Source organism: Streptomyces cynarae, assembly GCF_025642135.1.
GTDB classification, from domain to species: Bacteria; Actinomycetota; Actinomycetes; order Streptomycetales; family Streptomycetaceae; genus Streptomyces; species Streptomyces cynarae.
In genome coordinates, this window is sequence record NZ_CP106793.1 from 934,401 (window position 1) to 949,771 (window position 15,371).

18 protein-coding genes are annotated in these 15,371 nt (G+C 71.7%); 7 read left to right on the top strand and 11 right to left on the bottom strand.

Annotation, left to right across the window (positions count from 1 at the left end; genetic code table 11):
• Positions 1-84: 84 nt before the first annotated feature.
• Positions 85-1,191: an NAD(P)-dependent alcohol dehydrogenase gene (locus N8I84_RS04515; RefSeq protein WP_263228291.1), complete on the bottom strand. Its 1,107-nt coding sequence runs from the start codon at positions 1,189-1,191 to the stop codon at positions 85-87.
• Between the two features lie 25 nt (positions 1,192-1,216).
• Positions 1,217-2,674: an aldehyde dehydrogenase family protein gene (locus N8I84_RS04520; protein WP_263228292.1), complete on the bottom strand. Its 1,458-nt coding sequence runs from the start codon at positions 2,672-2,674 to the stop codon at positions 1,217-1,219.
• 107 nt (positions 2,675-2,781) lie between these two features.
• On the opposite strand from N8I84_RS04520, the gene N8I84_RS04525 reads away from it, so the two are divergent.
• Positions 2,782-3,210 (top strand): MarR family winged helix-turn-helix transcriptional regulator, encoded by a 429-nt coding sequence (locus N8I84_RS04525; protein ID WP_263228294.1) that lies wholly within the window; start codon positions 2,782-2,784, stop codon positions 3,208-3,210.
• Positions 3,211-3,364: 154 nt separating this feature from the next.
• Positions 3,365-3,742 (top strand): anti-sigma factor antagonist, encoded by a 378-nt coding sequence (locus tag N8I84_RS04530; RefSeq protein ID WP_263228295.1) that lies wholly within the window; start codon positions 3,365-3,367, stop codon positions 3,740-3,742.
• 134 nt (positions 3,743-3,876) lie between these two features.
• Here the strand turns inward: N8I84_RS04530 and N8I84_RS04535 are convergent, their stop codons facing one another.
• Positions 3,877-5,937, bottom strand: a complete 2,061-nt coding sequence (locus N8I84_RS04535) for a DUF1996 domain-containing protein (RefSeq protein ID WP_263228296.1) — start codon at positions 5,935-5,937, stop codon at positions 3,877-3,879.
• A 199-nt stretch (positions 5,938-6,136) separates the two neighbouring features.
• Between N8I84_RS04535 and N8I84_RS04540 the strand changes: the two genes are divergently transcribed.
• Positions 6,137-6,817: a DUF4230 domain-containing protein gene (locus tag N8I84_RS04540; RefSeq protein WP_263228297.1), complete on the top strand. Its 681-nt coding sequence runs from the start codon at positions 6,137-6,139 to the stop codon at positions 6,815-6,817.
• Between the two features lie 24 nt (positions 6,818-6,841).
• Here N8I84_RS04540 and N8I84_RS04545 read toward each other — a convergent pair whose 3' ends face one another.
• The 6 genes from N8I84_RS04545 to N8I84_RS04570 are packed head-to-tail and all read right to left on the bottom strand — an operon-like array spanning position 6,842 to position 10,567.
• Positions 6,842-8,599, bottom strand: coding sequence for a complex I subunit 5 family protein (locus tag N8I84_RS04545; RefSeq protein ID WP_263228299.1), 1,758 nt, complete (start codon positions 8,597-8,599; stop codon positions 6,842-6,844).
• The gene (locus N8I84_RS04550; RefSeq protein WP_263228300.1) at positions 8,599-8,946 is read right to left on the bottom strand and encodes a sodium:proton antiporter; all 348 of its coding nucleotides are present in this window, start codon (positions 8,944-8,946) and stop codon (positions 8,599-8,601) included. Before N8I84_RS04550 ends, N8I84_RS04545 begins: the two co-directional genes overlap by 1 nt.
• A complete protein-coding gene (locus N8I84_RS04555) occupies positions 8,943-9,686 on the bottom strand; it encodes an MnhB domain-containing protein (RefSeq protein WP_263228301.1) in 744 nt (247 codons plus the stop codon). The genes N8I84_RS04550 and N8I84_RS04555 overlap by 4 nt, the downstream gene beginning before the upstream one ends.
• Positions 9,683-9,946, bottom strand: a complete 264-nt coding sequence (locus N8I84_RS04560; protein WP_263228302.1) for a Na(+)/H(+) antiporter subunit B — start codon at positions 9,944-9,946, stop codon at positions 9,683-9,685. The genes N8I84_RS04555 and N8I84_RS04560 overlap by 4 nt, the downstream gene beginning before the upstream one ends.
• On the bottom strand, positions 9,939-10,388 hold the full coding sequence (locus tag N8I84_RS04565) for an MrpF/PhaF family protein (RefSeq protein WP_263228303.1): 450 nt from the start codon (positions 10,386-10,388) through the stop codon (positions 9,939-9,941). Before N8I84_RS04565 ends, N8I84_RS04560 begins: the two co-directional genes overlap by 8 nt.
• Complete coding sequence (locus tag N8I84_RS04570) at positions 10,385-10,567, bottom strand: hypothetical protein (protein ID WP_263228304.1); 183 nt, start codon at positions 10,565-10,567, stop codon at positions 10,385-10,387. Before N8I84_RS04570 ends, N8I84_RS04565 begins: the two co-directional genes overlap by 4 nt.
• 263 nt (positions 10,568-10,830) lie before the next feature.
• Between N8I84_RS04570 and N8I84_RS04575 the strand changes: the two genes are divergently transcribed.
• The gene (locus N8I84_RS04575; RefSeq protein WP_263228305.1) at positions 10,831-11,418 is read left to right on the top strand and encodes a VanZ family protein; all 588 of its coding nucleotides are present in this window, start codon (positions 10,831-10,833) and stop codon (positions 11,416-11,418) included.
• Here the strand turns inward: N8I84_RS04575 and N8I84_RS04580 are convergent.
• Positions 11,415-11,651 (bottom strand): hypothetical protein, encoded by a 237-nt coding sequence (locus N8I84_RS04580; protein WP_200423068.1) that lies wholly within the window; start codon positions 11,649-11,651, stop codon positions 11,415-11,417. The genes N8I84_RS04575 and N8I84_RS04580 overlap by 4 nt on opposite strands.
• A gap of 97 nt (positions 11,652-11,748) precedes the next feature.
• On the opposite strand from N8I84_RS04580, the gene N8I84_RS04585 reads away from it, so the two are divergent.
• The 3 genes from N8I84_RS04585 (at position 11,749) to N8I84_RS04595 (ending at position 14,846) form a co-directional block, all read left to right on the top strand.
• Positions 11,749-12,810 carry a PHP domain-containing protein gene (locus tag N8I84_RS04585; protein ID WP_263228306.1) on the top strand — a complete coding sequence of 354 codons (1,062 nt, stop codon included), beginning with the start codon at positions 11,749-11,751 and terminating at the stop codon, positions 12,808-12,810.
• Positions 12,811-12,828: 18 nt separating this feature from the next.
• Positions 12,829-13,491, top strand: coding sequence for an HAD family hydrolase (locus N8I84_RS04590; RefSeq protein ID WP_263228307.1), 663 nt, complete (start codon positions 12,829-12,831; stop codon positions 13,489-13,491).
• Positions 13,492-13,877: 386 nt separating this feature from the next.
• Entirely contained in the window at positions 13,878-14,846 is a 969-nt protein-coding gene (locus N8I84_RS04595) for an SDR family NAD(P)-dependent oxidoreductase (protein ID WP_263228308.1), read from the top strand.
• Between the two features lie 112 nt (positions 14,847-14,958).
• Here the strand turns inward: N8I84_RS04595 and N8I84_RS04600 are convergent, their stop codons facing one another.
• On the bottom strand, positions 14,959-15,192 hold the full coding sequence (locus N8I84_RS04600) for a hypothetical protein (RefSeq protein WP_263228309.1): 234 nt from the start codon (positions 15,190-15,192) through the stop codon (positions 14,959-14,961).
• Positions 15,193-15,371 lie beyond the last annotated feature (179 nt).

Below are 15,371 nucleotides of genomic sequence, written 5' to 3' on the forward strand. Positions count from 1 at the left end.
GGCTCCACGTGTCAGCGGCCGGCGGGAACGTCCGCTGTGGACGTTCCCGCCGGCCGGTGCCGCTCGTGGGCTGACGGCGCTCGCTCAGAAGGTGAGCACGGGCTTGATCGTCTTGCCCGCGCTCATGTCCCGCACCGCCTGGTCGATCTCCGCGAACGGATAGGTGCCGATCAGGCGGTCCAGCGGGAGCCGCCCCTCCTTGACCAGCTGAACGAGGGCCGGGATGAAGGTCTGGGTCTCGCTGTCCCCCAGGGTGATGCCCACGATCTGCTTGCCGGGCAGCAAGCCGTTGACGTCCAGGGCGACTTCGGTGCCGAAGGGCGGGGCGCCGACGACGACGAGGGTCCCGCGGGCGGCCAGCGCGTCGGCACCCTGGCGCAGCACGGCCACGCTGCCGGTGGTCTCGACGACACCGTCGGCTCCCTGGCCGTCGGTCAGCAGCGCGAGCGCATCGGCGAGGTCGGCCTCGGCCGCGTCGACGGTGTGCGTGGCGCCCAACTCCTTGGCCAGGGCGAGGCGTTCGCCGACCCGGTCGACGGCGATGATCCTGGCGGCGGGGGTGAGGGCGGCCGCCATCACCGCCGACAGGCCCACCGCGCCGGCGCCGAGGACGACGAGCGTGCTGCCGGCTCGGGGCCTGAGCACGTTCCACACGGCGCCGACCCCGGTCTGCACTCCGCAGCCGAGCGGGGCGATGGAGGCGAGCGGCACCTCCGGGTCGACCTTGACCAGGCTGCGCTCGTCCACCAGGGCCCGTTCGGCGAAGGAGGACTGGCCGAAGAAGTGGCCGCCCAGGGGAGTGCCGTCGCGGCTGATGGTGCTGCTGCCGTCGGCGCGGCGACCGCCGATCAGGTTCAGCGGCAGCCAGGTGGCGCAGTACGCCGGGTGCCCGTCGCGGCAGTTGCGGCAGCCGCCGCAGGAGGTGAAGGACAGCACCACGTGGTCACCGGGCTCGACGCCCGTCACACCCGGTCCGACGGCCTCGACGATTCCGGCCCCCTCGTGGCCGAGGACGCCGGGCAACGGGAACGGCAGTCCGCCGCTCGCCACGCCGAGGTCGGTGTGGCACAGGCCGGTGGCGACCATGCGGACCAGGGCCTCGCCCGGGCCCGGGTCGGCGAGTTCCACCTCGGAGAGCGTGAAGGGCGCTCCCCCGGACTCGACCACGGCGGCGCGTGTGGTGGTGGTCATGCGGTGAACTCCTTTGCGCGGGCGCTCAGTCGAGCGAGACGAGGACGGACTTGACCTTGGTGTAGGCGGCGAGGGCCTCGGGCCCGTACTCGCGGCCGAAGCCGGAGTCCTTGACGCCGCCGAAGGGGAGTGCGGGGTCGAGCATGGCCCAGTCGTTGATCCAGACGATGCCGGCCTGCAGCCGCCCGGCGACGCGGTGGGCGCGGGCCAGGTTGGTGGTCTGCACGCCCGAAGCCAGGCCGTACGGCGTGGAGTTGGCGAGTGCCACCGCCTCGTCCTCGGAGTCGAAGGGCTGCACGGTGAGGACGGGGCCGAAGATCTCCTCCTGGACGACCCGGGAGTCGTTGGACAGGCCGGTGATCACGGTGGGCTTGTAGTAGTAGCCGCCGCCCAGGTCGAGCCGTTCACCGCCGACGACGACCCTGGCACCCTCCTTGCGGGCCAGTTCGACGTACTCCTCGACCTTCTTCAGGTGCTTCTCCCCCGCCATCGGCCCGACGACGGTGCCCGGATCGCGCGGGTCGCCGACGGGCACCCCGGCGACCGCCTCCGCGAGGATGCCGACCACGGTGTCGTGCACCGGCCGGGCGACCAGCAGCCGGGGTCCGGCCATGCAGAACTGGCCGGTGTTGAAGACGAAGCCCTTGATGATCGCGCCGACCGCCTTCTCGAGGTCGGCGTCCTCGAACACGACGTGCGCGGCGTTGCCGCCCAGCTCCATCATCACGGTCTTGAGCCCTTCGCCCGCCACGCTCGCCACGTGCCGGCCGACCGCGGTGGAACCGGTGAAGGCGACCTTGTCGACGCCGGGGTTGCGCAGCAGCGCCTCGCCCGCCACCGGGCCCGTGCCGGTGACTACGTTGACCACGCCGTCGGGCACACCGGCCTCCGCCAGCAGGCGTGCCATGTACAGGGCGCTGAGCGGGGTCTCCTCGGCGGGCTTGTGCACCACGGTGTTGCCGGCCGCGAGGGCGGGGGCGAGCTTGGAACCGGAGAGGATCAGCGGGAAGTTGAAGGGCGTGATGGCCGCCACCACGCCGAGCGGCTCGCGCCGGGTGTAGGCGAAGGCGCCCAATGGGGTGTCGCGGGTCGCGCCGTCCTGGCTCTGTGCGAGGGAGGCGTAGTACTCGTAGTCATTGGCCGCGTTCGTGACGTCCACGGCGCCGCACAGCGAGATCGGCTTGCCGACGTCCAGGCTCTCCAGGGCGGCGATCTCTTCGGCGTTGGCGCGGATCAGCTCCGCGACGCGGTGCAGCACGCGTCCGCGCTCACGGCCGCTCATCCGGGGCCACGGCCCGGAGTCGAAGGCCTCCCGGGCCGCGCGTACGGCGGCGTCGACATCGGAGGCGGCCGCCTCGGCGACGGTCGTGATCACCTGGCCGGTGGACGGGTCGATGACATCCATGCGGGCGCCGTCCGCGGCCTCGCGCCACTGGCCGCCGATGAACAGCTGCCCGGGATCGGTGTCGAAGGTGGAGGTCATGGCCCACTCCCCAGCGTTGTGATCGCCAAAAGTTCAACAAACAGGAATCCTGTTGGTCCGCAGTCTGATTACGGACAGGTTTCCTGTCAATGGTCTAGGGTGCACGCATGGTCGGTACACAGACACGCCCGTCGTTGCTCTATATGGTCAAGCAGGTGGAACTCGTGGTGCGCTCGCACCTGGACGAGCTGGTCAAGCCCGAGGGGATCACGGCCCTGCAGTACACGGCCCTCACCGTCCTGGAGCGCCACGACGGATTGTCGGCGGCCCAGCTGGCCCGGGACTCGTTCGTCACCGCACAGTCCATGGCCGATCTCGTGCGGTCACTGGAGAGCCGCGGCCTGGTGCGGCGGGAGCGCAACCCGCGCAACCGCAGGGAACTGCTCATCCTGTTGACCGACACCGGACGCGAGCTGCTGGCGAGGGTCGCCTGTCCGGTGCGGGAGCTGGAGGAGCGGATGGTCCGCGACCTCACGCCGCACCAGGCCGACCAGCTCCGTCAGGCGCTGTCGAAGGCCTGGCACGCGTTGTCGTAGGTCTGCCGCGGCCGATCGAGGATCCTCGCCACGACCTGCACCGGCGACTCACCCTCAATTCGAAGACATATGTCAATCGAACATGCTCAAATTCACTCTGTCGAGGGTAAGTTGCAGGCTGGTGCGAGGAGTTGGCGGGGGAGGCGATGTCGACGTGGGGCAGGATCCGGCACCGCTCACCCGTCATCTGCGCATCCACCGGGAGCGCGGCCACACGGTGCTGGAGTTCCGCGGCGAGATCGACATCCTCGCCGCGGTGGAGATCATCCCGTTCCTGGACTCCGCGACGATCCGGCGTGGCCCGCGCATCGTCATCGACCTGCGTCCGGTGGAGTTCTTCGACTGCTCCGGGCTGCGCCTGCTGTACCGGGCCCGGCGCCGGGTGCTCGCGCAGGGCGGCACACTGCATCTGGTGTGCACCCACCCGCTGACCCTTCGCATCCTGCGCCTGACCGGACTGGCGGCCGTGCTGCCGCCCGCGGCGTCACTCGAGGAGGTCCTGGGCGAGTCGGAGTCCGCCGGATCCTGGTAGCCCCTTCGGGACGGCGGAAACGGAGAGCGGCGGGACCTGTCCGGCCCGGACAGGTCCCGCCGCTCCTCCCTGTGGCACGAACGCGTGTCAGAAGGACCTGCGTGCGTTCCGGCGCAGCACCACCAGACCCGCGATCACCAGGACCGCTCCGGCCGCGGCCGGCCACAGGTGCGCACCGGTCTCCGCCAGCCCGCCACCCGAAACCGACTGAGGCGCGGTCCCCGGCGGGGTCGAGGGGGCAGCGGTGGGGGCCGTGGAGGAGACGGCGGACGGAGCGGCGGAGATCGCCTCCCCGATGGCGGGTGAGGTCTCGGCAGGACTCGTGGCCGCGCCGGTGTGGTGCCCTTCCGAGGCGCTTCGCGGCTCGGCGACCGCGCCGCCGCCGCCGCCGACGGGGACGCGGAGACCTCGGGCGTGGCACCGCCGCCGGCGCCACCTGCGCCTGCGGTCGGCGCCGTGGTGACCGGCGCGGCCGTCGAGGGCTGCGCGGACTGCGGGCCGGGGGTGCCGGAGCCGTTTCCGGCGCCGCCACCGGGTGTGGCGGCCGGGGCGGATCCCGTCCCGCCGCCGGGCGCGGTGGTCGAGCCGGACCCGGCGTCGCCGCCGGACGGGGCGTCGGCGGACGGCGACGGCGTGTTCTGCGGCTGGTCGCCGGCGTCACCACCGCACCGCTTGCCGGTGTTGACGCAGTCGACCACCTGGCCCATCAGCTCGTCGGTCATGACGTTGATGAAGTCGTCGTGGTCGGTGATCGGCTTGTGCAGCTGCTCGGGGAAGCCGTCCACCGCGTAGGCGTTCCTCACCTGCCCGTTCTCGACGACCGGCTGCGGCACGTCGTACACCAGACGCATCGTCAGCTGCGGGATCGCCTTGAAGCCGTTCGGGCAGGTGCCGCTCGCGTCGGCGAAGGCCACATGCGTGCGGTGGTTGGCGCTGTCGATGTTCTGACCGTCCCAGCAGCTCTGGAACGCGAACGACCGCACCACCTCGCTGTCCTGCGGGCAGATCGGGTACTTGTCCGTCAGCTGCACCTTGTCCTCGAAGCCGGTGCAGCTCCAGTGCGCGTTGGCGTTCTTGGGGCCGTTGGTGAAGGCCTTGGCGTCACCGGTGATGATCCGCAGGAACCGCGGCATGGGCGCGACCTTGCTCGTCGGGCTGCCGGTGAACCTGATCTCGGCCTGCCGGGCCACCAGGATCCGGCCGACGTTGCCTTCCTTGCCGCCGCCGTCGGCGTTCTGGTCGAAGTCCTGCGTGCCGTCCTGGACACGGAGCACCGGCCAGTAGTAGGAGGACTTGTCCTGCTGGTTCCGGCAGCTGGTCTGCGCCGCTGCGAAGGTGTCGTTGGTGGCGAAGGCGTCGTTCGACTGGTTGCCGACGTAGTCGTGCAGGTGGTGTGCGCCGTTCTTGACGCCGGGCGCCACGATCACGTTGTCGGTGTTGTGGTTCTTGTTCTCGTTGACGCCGCACCTGGTCTCGAACGAGCCGGTGGAGCCGCCGGCCTGCTGCACGGGCTTGACGACGTTCGGCTGCACGGTCCGGATGTCCACGAAGTCGGAGGCGACGGGCCCGCTCGTGCCCGCCTGACCGCCGTTGCCCTGCTGCCCGCCGTTGTTCTGACCGTTGCCGCTCTGCTGTCCGCCGTTGTTCTGAGCGTCGCCCCCGTTGTTCTGCTGTCCGCCGTCGCCGCTCTGGCCACCGGCTGAGGGTTGCGCCTGGTCGGCCGGCATCCCCGTGCACGCTGCCATGCCGTCGATCGCGCCGGGGGCGGTGCCGCCCGCCCGCTGGTAGTCCGTCTTGATCCGGTCGATCACCGCGGCGCGCCGGTCCTTGAGCGGGCCGAGGATGGAGTTCTGGACGTAGTCCGTGTCGTCCGCCTGGGCCTGGCGCGTGGACGCCAGCCGGTCGTAGGCCTCGGTGATCTGCTGGTCCAGTGTCGCCAGTTCCGTGTCGACCTGCGGCTTCGCCGCGCCCGGCACGTCGGTCAGCTTCTGGCCGACGTCCGGGCAGTCGATGGTGACGGTCCCGGCAGCAAGGACCCGGTCGCCGCCGCCCTGTTCCGAGCCGCCCCAGCCGCTCTCGGTCGCCGAGGCGTAGACGTTCGCCGCTACCAGCCCCCCTCCGCCCAATATCAGCGCGACCGCTGCGAAGGTCGCGCGCCGTGCGCCCGTCGGACGTCTACGCGAATTGCGTCTCAAGGCAGTGCTCCTACAGGTCTTGACCGGCTCGGCATGGAAAGCCCCCCTCCGTGTACGTGGCGGAACCCACCCGTGTTCAACCGCACCGGAAATTCACAGCGACCTCATGGCCACGCCCTCCGTTTCCCCCGTCCCCCAACACCGCGTTCGAGCAAGGCACCTGGCGGGCAACCGCTTGTCAGAAGGGAGGACTGTCGAGATGACGACGTCCACGAAGCAGGCACCCTCATCGGTGACCGCGAGGCGGCGGATGCCCGGCTGGGGCAAGGCCGTCGTCGCGCTCGTCGCCCTGCTCGCGGTGTTCTCCGCCGGGCTGCGGCTGAGCGTGTTCCCGGGGCTGCGTGACCTGTTCGGCACGGACACGCACGACCGGTCCGGACCCGCACTGCTGAAGTCCATCCAGGACATGAGCCGTTACCAGGCCGCCTCAGGCAACTTCCAGGTGGTCGTGGACCTGGAGAAGGATTCCAGGTTCCTGCCGTCGGCGATCCGCGGGACCCGCACCCTGTACGTCGGCGCGGGCACCGTCGACGCCTACGTCGACCTCGGCAAGGTCGGCGAGCAGGACGTCGAGGTCAACGGCGACCGCACGTCCGCGACCATCCGGCTCCCCCACGCCGCCCTGGGCAAACCCGCGCTCGACCCCGACCGCTCGTACGCCGTCTCCAAACAGCGCGGCCTGCTCGACCGCATCGGCGACTTCTTCTCGGACAACCCGGGCAGTGAGCAGGCCGTGCAGAAACTGGCCGTCCAGCACATCGCCGAGGCCGCGAAGGAGAGCGAACTGACCGGCCGCGCCGAGACCAACACCACCGGCATGCTCGACGGGCTGTTGAAGTCCCTCGGATTCAAGGAGGTGAAGGTGTCCTACGGCACCTGAGCCGCCGCCCTCCGCTCAGGGCTCTCAGCCGGTCAGGACAGCCGGCAGGGCGAGCACCCCGAGCAGGGCCGCACCCGCCAGGACCCACGCCACGTAGTCCCCGATGTGCCCGGACTGCAGCCGACGCAGTGGCAGCGTCCACGCCCGGAGGGCGAGCAGTCCGGGGCGGGCGACGGCGAGTGCGGCCAGGGCGAGGGCGAGGACCGTGGAGGCGAGCCCCAGTAGTACGCCGGCCGCGGTCCAGTGGACCGAGACGGCCGCACCGCCCGAGCCGGAGGCGTTCACGGAGCGCGCCACGGTCTGCGCGAAACCCGGGACGACGCCCACCGCGAGCGACGCGGCGAGCAGCACGGCGGGCACGGCGGTCATGGTGTCCGGGATGCGGCGCAGCCGGTGCCGGGTCTCGGGTTCCTCTCCGGTGCCGGTGGTCTCGTACGCCGAATCGACCTGCGGCTGAGGCCCGAGCCCGAAGAAGACGCGCGCGGCGACCCGCAGGACCGCGCCGCCCGTCACCGCGGACACGGCGACGTAGAGGACCGTCAGCGGCCCGCCCGCCTCCTCGAGGACCGCCTTGCCGAGGGAGGTGCCGAAGGGGGGCAGTCCGGCGAGCGCGAGCCCGCCGAGCACGAACATCACCGCGGCGCCACGCAGCGGACGGCCGCTGCCGTGCAGCGCCGCCTCGTCGACACAGCCGAACCGGTCGAGCAGAAGGCCGGTGCAGGCGAACAGCGCGGCCTTGGCTCCGGCGTGTCCCAGGATGTACAGGGCCACCCCGTCGTCCGCCTCGGGCACGAGCGTGCCGACACCGACGAGGAACAGCCCCATGTGGGCGATGGTCGAGCAGGCGAGGAGCCGTTTGATGTGGCGTTGCTGCCAGCACATGACGGCGCCGACGACGCCGGTCAGGATGCCCAGGACGACCAGGGCCCGCTCCAGGTCGGCCGCCGGAATTCCGCCGGGCCCCGAGAAGACGGTGGTGTAGACGCGCCAGACCCCGTACAGCCCGAGTTCGACCATGACGCCGGACAGCAGCATGCACACCGGGGTGGGTGCGACGGCGTGCGCGTCGGGCAGCCAGAAGTGGAACGGCACCGCGGCGGACTTGACCAGCAGCCCGGTCAGGACGAGGACGAAGGCGGCGAGGGTCAGCGCATCGGGTCCGCCGTGGGCGTCGAGCCCGCGTCCCAGCTTGGTCATGGCGAGTTCGCCGGTGCGCGCGTACAGCAGCCCGATGCCCATGAGCATGGCGTACGCGCCGAGCGAGTTGATGACGCCGAAGGTCAGCCCTCCCTGGACGGCCTTGGCCTCCTCGACCCGGAAGCCGGTCAGGGCGTAGGCCGCGGCGCCCATCAACTCGAAGAACACGAACGCGTTGAACAGGTCGCCGGTGATCGCGAAGCCGCACATGCCGCCCTGGAACAGCAGCAACAAGGCGGGGTAGGAACCGGCGTGCCCACGGGGCGGCTCCTCGAAGTAGCGCCAGGAGTACACGAGGGCGGCCAGCGTCAGCACGGAGGCGAGAGCGGCCATCCCGAGCCCGGGGCCGTCCCCGACGAGGACGATGCCGACGCTCTCGCCGCCCACGGGTGTCCAGGCACCGACCCATTCGGTCAGCGGCGGCGAGGAGTTGAGGAGCAGCCAGAGGGCGAGTGCGGCGGTGCCGCCCGACAGGGCGCACCCGGTGCTCTCGGCGACGACGCGGGGCAGCCGGCGTCCGCAGGCGACCAGCGCTCCGGCACCGAGCACCGGGACGGCGACGAGCAGCGGCAACAGGTGGTTCATCAACCGCGCAGCTCCCGCAGTTCGTCGGGGTCGACGGTGCCGTGGCGCTTGGCGACCTGCATGACGAGGGCGAGCAGCAGGGCGGTGACGGTGGCGCCGACGACGATGTCGGTGAGGGTGAGCGCCTGTACGACCGGGTCCACCACGGGACGTGAACCGGGCTTGAGGTCGGAGAAGACGGGCGCGGTGCCGCCGTCGCGGTAGCCGACGGCGAGCAGCAGGACGTAGGTGGCGGACTGGCAGACGGCGAGGCAGCCGACCGCGTGGATCAGGTTGCGGCTGGTCGTGAGGCCGTAGCAGCCGGTCAGAAAGATCCAGACGGCCACGAGGTACGGCAGTACGCTCATCGGTTCCCGTCCTCCTCCTCGATTTCGACGGCCTGGTCCAGGAAGCGTGCGAGCAGGACGACGATCGCGCAGGTCACCTCCATGCCGATGGCGGCGTTCAGCACCGGCACGATGCCGCCGGACGACAGTGTGTTGAACGTGCCGTACGGCAGAAGGGTGTTGGCGAGGAACGCCGTGCCGGCGAGAACGCCCGCGAGCCCCGTCACGAGGTAGCCGGAGGCGGAGAGCGCGTCGCCGATCTCGTACACGTCGATCGGCCGGATGCGTTCCAGGGCGCGGTAGTCGGCGCCGAGGTAGAGCAGGTGCAGGCCGGTCGCGGCGACGACTCCGCCCTGGAAGCCGCCGCCGGGACTGAGCTGGCCGTGCGCGATGACGTACAGGCCGGTGAGAAGGGCGACCGGCAGCACGATCAGCGCGTAGCGGCGCACGGGTGGCACGACCGCCTCCGGTTCCGGCGCGGCGCGCTTCTCGTCGCGGGTCTGGCGGAGCAGCACGACCGTGCCGAGGACGGAAGCGAACAGGATGCTCATCTCGCCGAGCGTGTCGAAGGCGCGCAGGTCGAAGTTGACGGAGGCGATGGTGTTGGCGGTCTGCCGGGACAGGGAGGCGTGGACGGCCCGGTCTCCGTAGGGGTGCCGGGAGCCGCCGAAGGAGGGCATACCGAGGCAGGCGGCGACGAGGAGGGCCGCGAGGCAGGCGCCGCCGAGAGCCAGCACGACCATCCGGACGCGCCGCGTCATCGCTCCTCCCCCTTCCCGCCCCTCGGTTTCCTTTTGACCTTGCGCACCGAGAGCATGATCAGCAGCGGGGTGACCGCGGACCCCACCGCGAGCTGCGACAGGCCCACGTCGGGGGCCTGCACCACCGTGAACAGCACGGCCAGACACAGGCCGAGCAGGGCGAGGACGAGGGCCTGGCGGGCGGGGTCGCGGGTGGCGACGGCCGCGGTCGCCGAGGCGGCGACGAGCAGCAGGGCGACGACGATCAGCGGGTCATCCACGGTGGCTCCCGAATCCGCCTGCGAGCGCCCGGGAGGCGATGAGGTTGCCGCTGATCAGCAGTGCCCCGACGACCAGCAGCTTGACCATCGCCCGCCCGGGTCCGGTGACGGCGCACAGCACCAGCACCACCACGGCCCCGTATCCGGCGACGGCAAGGGTGATGCCCCAGGCCTGCGGCGGGTCGTCGGCCAGTTCGTCGGCGAGCAGCCGGGCGAAGACGAGGGTGCCGATGGGCCCCAGCAGGGCCAGCAGGAGCGCGAGGTCCACGTACGACGTGCGCCCGAACCCCTGGGACAGCAGCAGCAGTCCGGGGCACGCGACCGCGCTGGAGAGGTTCTGGGCGACGACCCGACGGCGCAGCGGTCCGGTGGAGACACCCCACACCGTCGAGCCGACGCCCGCGCCGAGCGCGATCGTGGCCGTGAGCGTCCAGCCGTTCACCGGGCGCCCACCGCCCGTCGTGCGGCGCGTGCCGCGACGGCGCCCACGAGTGCGGCCGGCGCGCCGACGGCCCACTCCAGGGTGTCGACGGAGCTGATGAGAACGATCCAGAGCGCGGTCAGGCCACCCCACCAGAGGACGATCTCGAGGGCGGCACGGAATGTCGTACGCGCGTTCATGCACCGCCTCCGTCCATCTTCGCTATGGAATGTCCTGAATAACTGGGATGTCATCCAAGCACCGCGCGGGCTGCGGGAGGTGGCGGCGCGCGCGAGTGACTGCTGCTCGGAGTGCCCCGCGTACGGGCGGGGAAACCGACGGCGGTGAGCCTCAGGTTCATCAGTGGTGGACGCCTGTCCCGGCTTGCGCACCGGCGGGCTTCGATGCCCCGACAGCGGGTAACCAGCTTCGCTTGGAGGGAACTTGACACCGGGAGGACGCGATGGCACATCCGGCGTTGCGCGCACTGGCCGCCAGGTCCGGTCTCCGCCGGGCACCGACGGCTCCTGAGCGGGAACGGCGGCCGCTGCCGCTTCCGCTGCGGTTGCTGGCCATGGCCCTGGCCTTCGTGGCGATGGTGGCGTTCGCCGCCGCGCTGGCCCGGCTGACGCTGGAGCCGTCGCCCGCGTCGCGGGCGCTGGTCCACAGCAATCTGCATCCCGGGCGTTCCCTGCGCGCCTATCTGGAGCATTCCGGGGCGCGCGACGCCGTGCGGCAGATCGGCGGAAACGTACTGCTCGGTGTTCCGTTCGGGATCCTGCTGCCGGTACTGGCGCCCGGGGCGCGGGGCATCCTGCGCGTGGGTTTCGTCACCGCGTGCGTGATGCTGCTGGTCGAACTGGTGCAGGGCGCGGTCGTCACAGGGCGGGCCTTCGACATCGACGACGTCATCCTCAACACCGCGGGCGCGCTGCTCGGCCATCTGCTGGTGGGGCGCCGGCTGGGGCGGGCCGTGCACGCCCGCAAGCCGCGCAAGGCCCGAGGCGGCGACGTCCCGCCGAGTCGTCGACCAGGTCGTCGTACGGGCTAGTGCGGCGTCCAGCGGAACTTGCCGCCACCCACCCAGCGGACCATGTCCGGGTCGTCGCAGTCGTGGACCAGGACGCCCGCCTCCGCGGCGAGCGCCAGCACGTCGGTGAGGGAGTGTGCCGCGCCGACCACCTCGCCGTCGACCTCCACGATCCGGAACGGCGGGTCGCCCGGCTGGACCCCGAGCACCACGATCCGCGGACGGGAGATGTGGGGACTCGCGATTTCGGTCATGCAATCGAGGGTAGAGCGGTCCGCGCGTCGAGGCGGCCGGACGCGCCCGTCGTGCGGGCCGCACCCGGCTGGGCAACGCTTGAGGAGGGAGGTGCCGATGGACCCCGTCACAGCGCTGGACCGGATCGCGTTCCTGCTGGAGCGGGCCCAGGCCCCCACCTATCGCGTACGGGCCTTCCGCACCGCGTCCGCCGTGGTGGCCGCTCTGCCCGGGGACGAAGTCGCCGAGCGCGCGGCCGCCGGGACGCTGGAGTCGCTCAAGGGCATCGGTCCCACCACCGCCCAGGTGGTGCGGGAGGCGGTGGCAGGGCAGGTCCCCGGCTACCTGAAGAAGCTGGAGCAGGAGGGCGGGAGCGCGCCGAAGCGGGGCGGCGAGCGGCTGCGGGCGCTGTTGCGCGGCGACTGCCATCTGCACTCGGACTGGTCGGACGGCGGCAGCCCGATCGAGGAAATGGGCCGCACGGCGGCGCGGCTCGGACATGAGTGGGCGGCGCTCACCGACCACTCCCCCAGGCTCACCGTCGCCCGCGGGCTGTCCGCGGAGCGGCTGCGCGAGCAGCTGGACGTGGTCGCCGCGCTGAACGAGGGGTGGAAGCCCTTCCGGCTGCTGACCGGCATCGAGTGCGACATCCTCGAGGACGGCTCACTGGACCAGGCCCCGGAACTGCTGGACCGGCTCGACGTCGTGGTCGTGTCGGTGCACTCCAAGCTGCGCATGGACGCGCGCTCGATGACGCGTCGCATGATCGCGGCCGTCCGCAATCCGCTGGCCGATGTGCTCGGCCACTGCACCGGAAGGCTGATCACCGGGCGAGGGCGCCCGGAGTCGGAGTTCGACGCGGACGCGGTGTTCGCCGCGTGTGCCGAGTCCGGTACGGCCGTGGAGATCAACAGCCGGCCCGAGCGGCTGGACCCGCCGCGGCGACTGCTGCGCCGGGCGGTCGAGGCGGGGGCGCTGTTCGCGATCGACACCGACGCCCATGCGCCCGGGCAACTGGACTGGCAGATCAACGGCTGCGCCCGGGCCGAGGAGTGCCAGGTGCCCGCGGACCGTGTGGTCACGACCTGGACCGCCGAGGAGCTGCTGGACTGGACCCGTGAGCGGCGGGTTCCCGCGCGTGTGGCCGGCGCGGCGCGTGGTACCCGGCCCGGTACATGAGGGACGAGAGGACGGCACATGGGACGGGCGGCCGTGTTCGACGTGGACGGAACCCTCGTCGACACGAATCATCTGCATGTCACGACATGGTGGGAGGCGTTCCGGCAGGCGGGTCACCGGGTGCCGATGCACGCCATCCACCGGGCGGTGGGACTCGGCTCGGAGGACCTGATCGTCCATCTGCTGGGCGGGCGGGACCGGGACGAGGTCGACATGCTGGTGGCCGCGCACACGACCCTGTACGGCACGTACTTCGACCGCCTGCCGCCGCTCAAGGACGCCGGACGGCTGCTGCGCCGGCTCGACCACGACGGCTGGAACGTCGTGCTCGCCACCTCGGCGAGCGGGCACGAACTCTCGGCGCTGAGGCGGGCGATCGGGGCGGACGACGCGATCGCGGCGACGGCGAGCGCGGACGACGTCGAGGCGGGCAAGCCCGCGCCGGAGCCCGTGGAGCACGCCTTGGAGCTGGCCGGGGTGCCGCCCGAGCAGGCGGTGTTCGTGGGCGACACGGTGTGGGACATGCGGGCGGGGACACGGGCGGGAGTGACGTGCGTCGGCCTGTTGTCCGGGGGCATTCCGAGCGCGGATCTCCAGGAGGCCGGGGCGCGCGCGATCTACCGGGATCCGGCGCATCTGCTGGCGATGCTGGCGGACAGTCCGCTGGCCCCGGACACGTAGACGGCGTACCTCACGCGCCGCACAGTGACACAGATCACCTCGGGCGGCTGGATTTTCCGGAACACCGACCGGTAGTTTCCTGTTGAACCAGTCGTGGGAGCGCACGGGACAGTGTCCCCGGGCCTCACCTTCCGCCCACAGGGACGATCGTTCGGCTGAAGCCCTGCGGAGCCTTTCGCCGAGAGGCGACCGCCGTGCGCGCCCACCACAGACTGCCCCGACCGGCATTCCCCCGTCCGGTCGGGGCTTTTCCTTGCCCGCACACACCCGGTTTCCCGCACGGCCTGGAGCCCGCCGCCTGGGCCGCACGCCCCACGCCGTACGTGCCGGTGTCCTGGACGGCACCGGCTTGACTTCGAGCGCACTCCAATTCGTAGCGTCCTCCCATGAGCACTGCACAGCACAGGATCGGGTCGGGTTTCGACGCCGAGAGCACCGCCGACGACGTACTTCGGGGAATCGACCTCAGCGGCAAGCTCGCGGTGGTGACGGGCGGCTACTCCGGGCTCGGCCTGGAGACGACGCGGGCGCTCGTCAAGGCGGGCGCCCGGGTGGTGGTCCCGGCGCGGCGCCGAGACGTGGCCCAGGAGGCCCTGGCCGGGCTCGACCGGGTGGAGGTGGACGAGCTCGACCTCGGTGACCTTCAGAGCGTGCGCGGGTTCGCCGAGCGGTTCCTCGCGTCGGAACGCTCCATCGACATCGTGATCAACAACGCCGGGATCATGGCCACCCCGGAGACACGGGTGGGACCCGGCTGGGAGGCGCAGTTCGCCACGAACCACCTCGGCCACTACGCGCTCGTGAACCGGTTGTGGCCGGCGATCGCACCGGGCGGGGCCCGAGTGGTGTCCGTGTCGTCGACCGGCCACCACAGGTCCGGGATCCGCTGGGACGATCCGCACTTCAAGCAGGGGTACGACAAGTGGGAGGCGTACGGCCAGGCGAAGACCGCGAACGTCCTGTTCGCCGTGCATCTGGACCGGCTGGGCCGGCAGTACGGGGTCCGCGCCTTCTCGCTGCACCCCGGCGGGATCCTCACCCCGCTGCAGCGGCACCTCGCCAAGGAGGAGATGGTCGAGCGCGGCTGGATCGACGAAACGGGCGCCCTGGTGAACCCGGACGCCTTCAAGACACCCGAGCAGGGTGCGGCCACCCAGGTGTGGGCGGCGACCTCGCCCCGCCTGGACGGCATGGGCGGGCTGTACTGCGAGGACTGCGACATCGCCGAGCCCGCACCGGCGGACGGAGGCCGCAGCGGGGTGAAGGACTGGGCGATCGATCCGGAGCAGGCGGCGCGCCTGTGGGAGTTGTCCGCGGACCTGACGGGCGTCAACGCGTTCGCGTCCGGCTCCTGAGAGTGAGGAGTCGGGCCGCTCGGCGCCCGCGCACCTGACCGCGCCGCCGGCGCGTGGAGCCCCTTCCGCTCCAGAGCCGGGCGGCGCAGCCGACACGTCGGGGACGAGGCCGTCAGTCCGGGGACTCGTCCGGTACGGGGCCCTCGGGGTCGGCCGTTCCCGTGTGCGGGGCGCCCTGCCTGCCGGTGCCCGCCTCGTCCGTGTCGGGGACGTCCGGGGCATCGGCGCCGCCCTGCACGGGGCGGGCGTCCCACCGGTCCTCGCCCTCATGGGCCTGCTGGTCCGGCATGTCCCGCGGAACGCGCTCCACGGTCTCGCCGGGACCCTCATGCCGGTGCTCGGTCACGGCGATCACTCCATTCCTCTCATTGCCGGCACGGCGGGCCCCGCGCGGAGCGGGGCCCTTCCGGGCGAGGCGCCGAGTACCGCGGGGAAGGTCCGCGAAACCGGCGGTGCGGGGTTGACCAGGGGAACCGGCAGGTGGAGGAGGGTTGAGGGGTGTCCGTGACCGACGGGCACCCCTCC

Bases quoted from the DNA above. Each gene is read 5' to 3' on its own strand.
- N8I84_RS04515 (WP_263228291.1), bottom strand. From the start codon at position 1,191: ATGACCACCACCACACGCGCCGCCGTGGTCGAGTCCGGGGGAGCGCCC.
- N8I84_RS04520 (WP_263228292.1), bottom strand. From the start codon at position 2,674: ATGACCTCCACCTTCGACACCGATCCCGGGCAGCTGTTCATCGGCGGC.
- N8I84_RS04525 (WP_263228294.1), top strand. From the start codon at position 2,782: ATGGTCGGTACACAGACACGCCCGTCGTTGCTCTATATGGTCAAGCAG.
- N8I84_RS04540 (WP_263228297.1), top strand. From the start codon at position 6,137: ATGACGACGTCCACGAAGCAGGCACCCTCATCGGTGACCGCGAGGCGG.
- N8I84_RS04545 (WP_263228299.1), bottom strand. From the start codon at position 8,599: ATGAACCACCTGTTGCCGCTGCTCGTCGCCGTCCCGGTGCTCGGTGCC.
- N8I84_RS04550 (WP_263228300.1), bottom strand. From the start codon at position 8,946: ATGAGCGTACTGCCGTACCTCGTGGCCGTCTGGATCTTTCTGACCGGC.
- N8I84_RS04555 (WP_263228301.1), bottom strand. From the start codon at position 9,686: ATGACGCGGCGCGTCCGGATGGTCGTGCTGGCTCTCGGCGGCGCCTGC.
- N8I84_RS04570 (WP_263228304.1), bottom strand. From the start codon at position 10,567: ATGAACGCGCGTACGACATTCCGTGCCGCCCTCGAGATCGTCCTCTGG.
- N8I84_RS04575 (WP_263228305.1), top strand. From the start codon at position 10,831: ATGGCACATCCGGCGTTGCGCGCACTGGCCGCCAGGTCCGGTCTCCGC.
- N8I84_RS04580 (WP_200423068.1), bottom strand. From the start codon at position 11,651: ATGACCGAAATCGCGAGTCCCCACATCTCCCGTCCGCGGATCGTGGTG.
- N8I84_RS04585 (WP_263228306.1), top strand. From the start codon at position 11,749: ATGGACCCCGTCACAGCGCTGGACCGGATCGCGTTCCTGCTGGAGCGG.
- N8I84_RS04590 (WP_263228307.1), top strand. From the start codon at position 12,829: ATGGGACGGGCGGCCGTGTTCGACGTGGACGGAACCCTCGTCGACACG.
- N8I84_RS04595 (WP_263228308.1), top strand. From the start codon at position 13,878: ATGAGCACTGCACAGCACAGGATCGGGTCGGGTTTCGACGCCGAGAGC.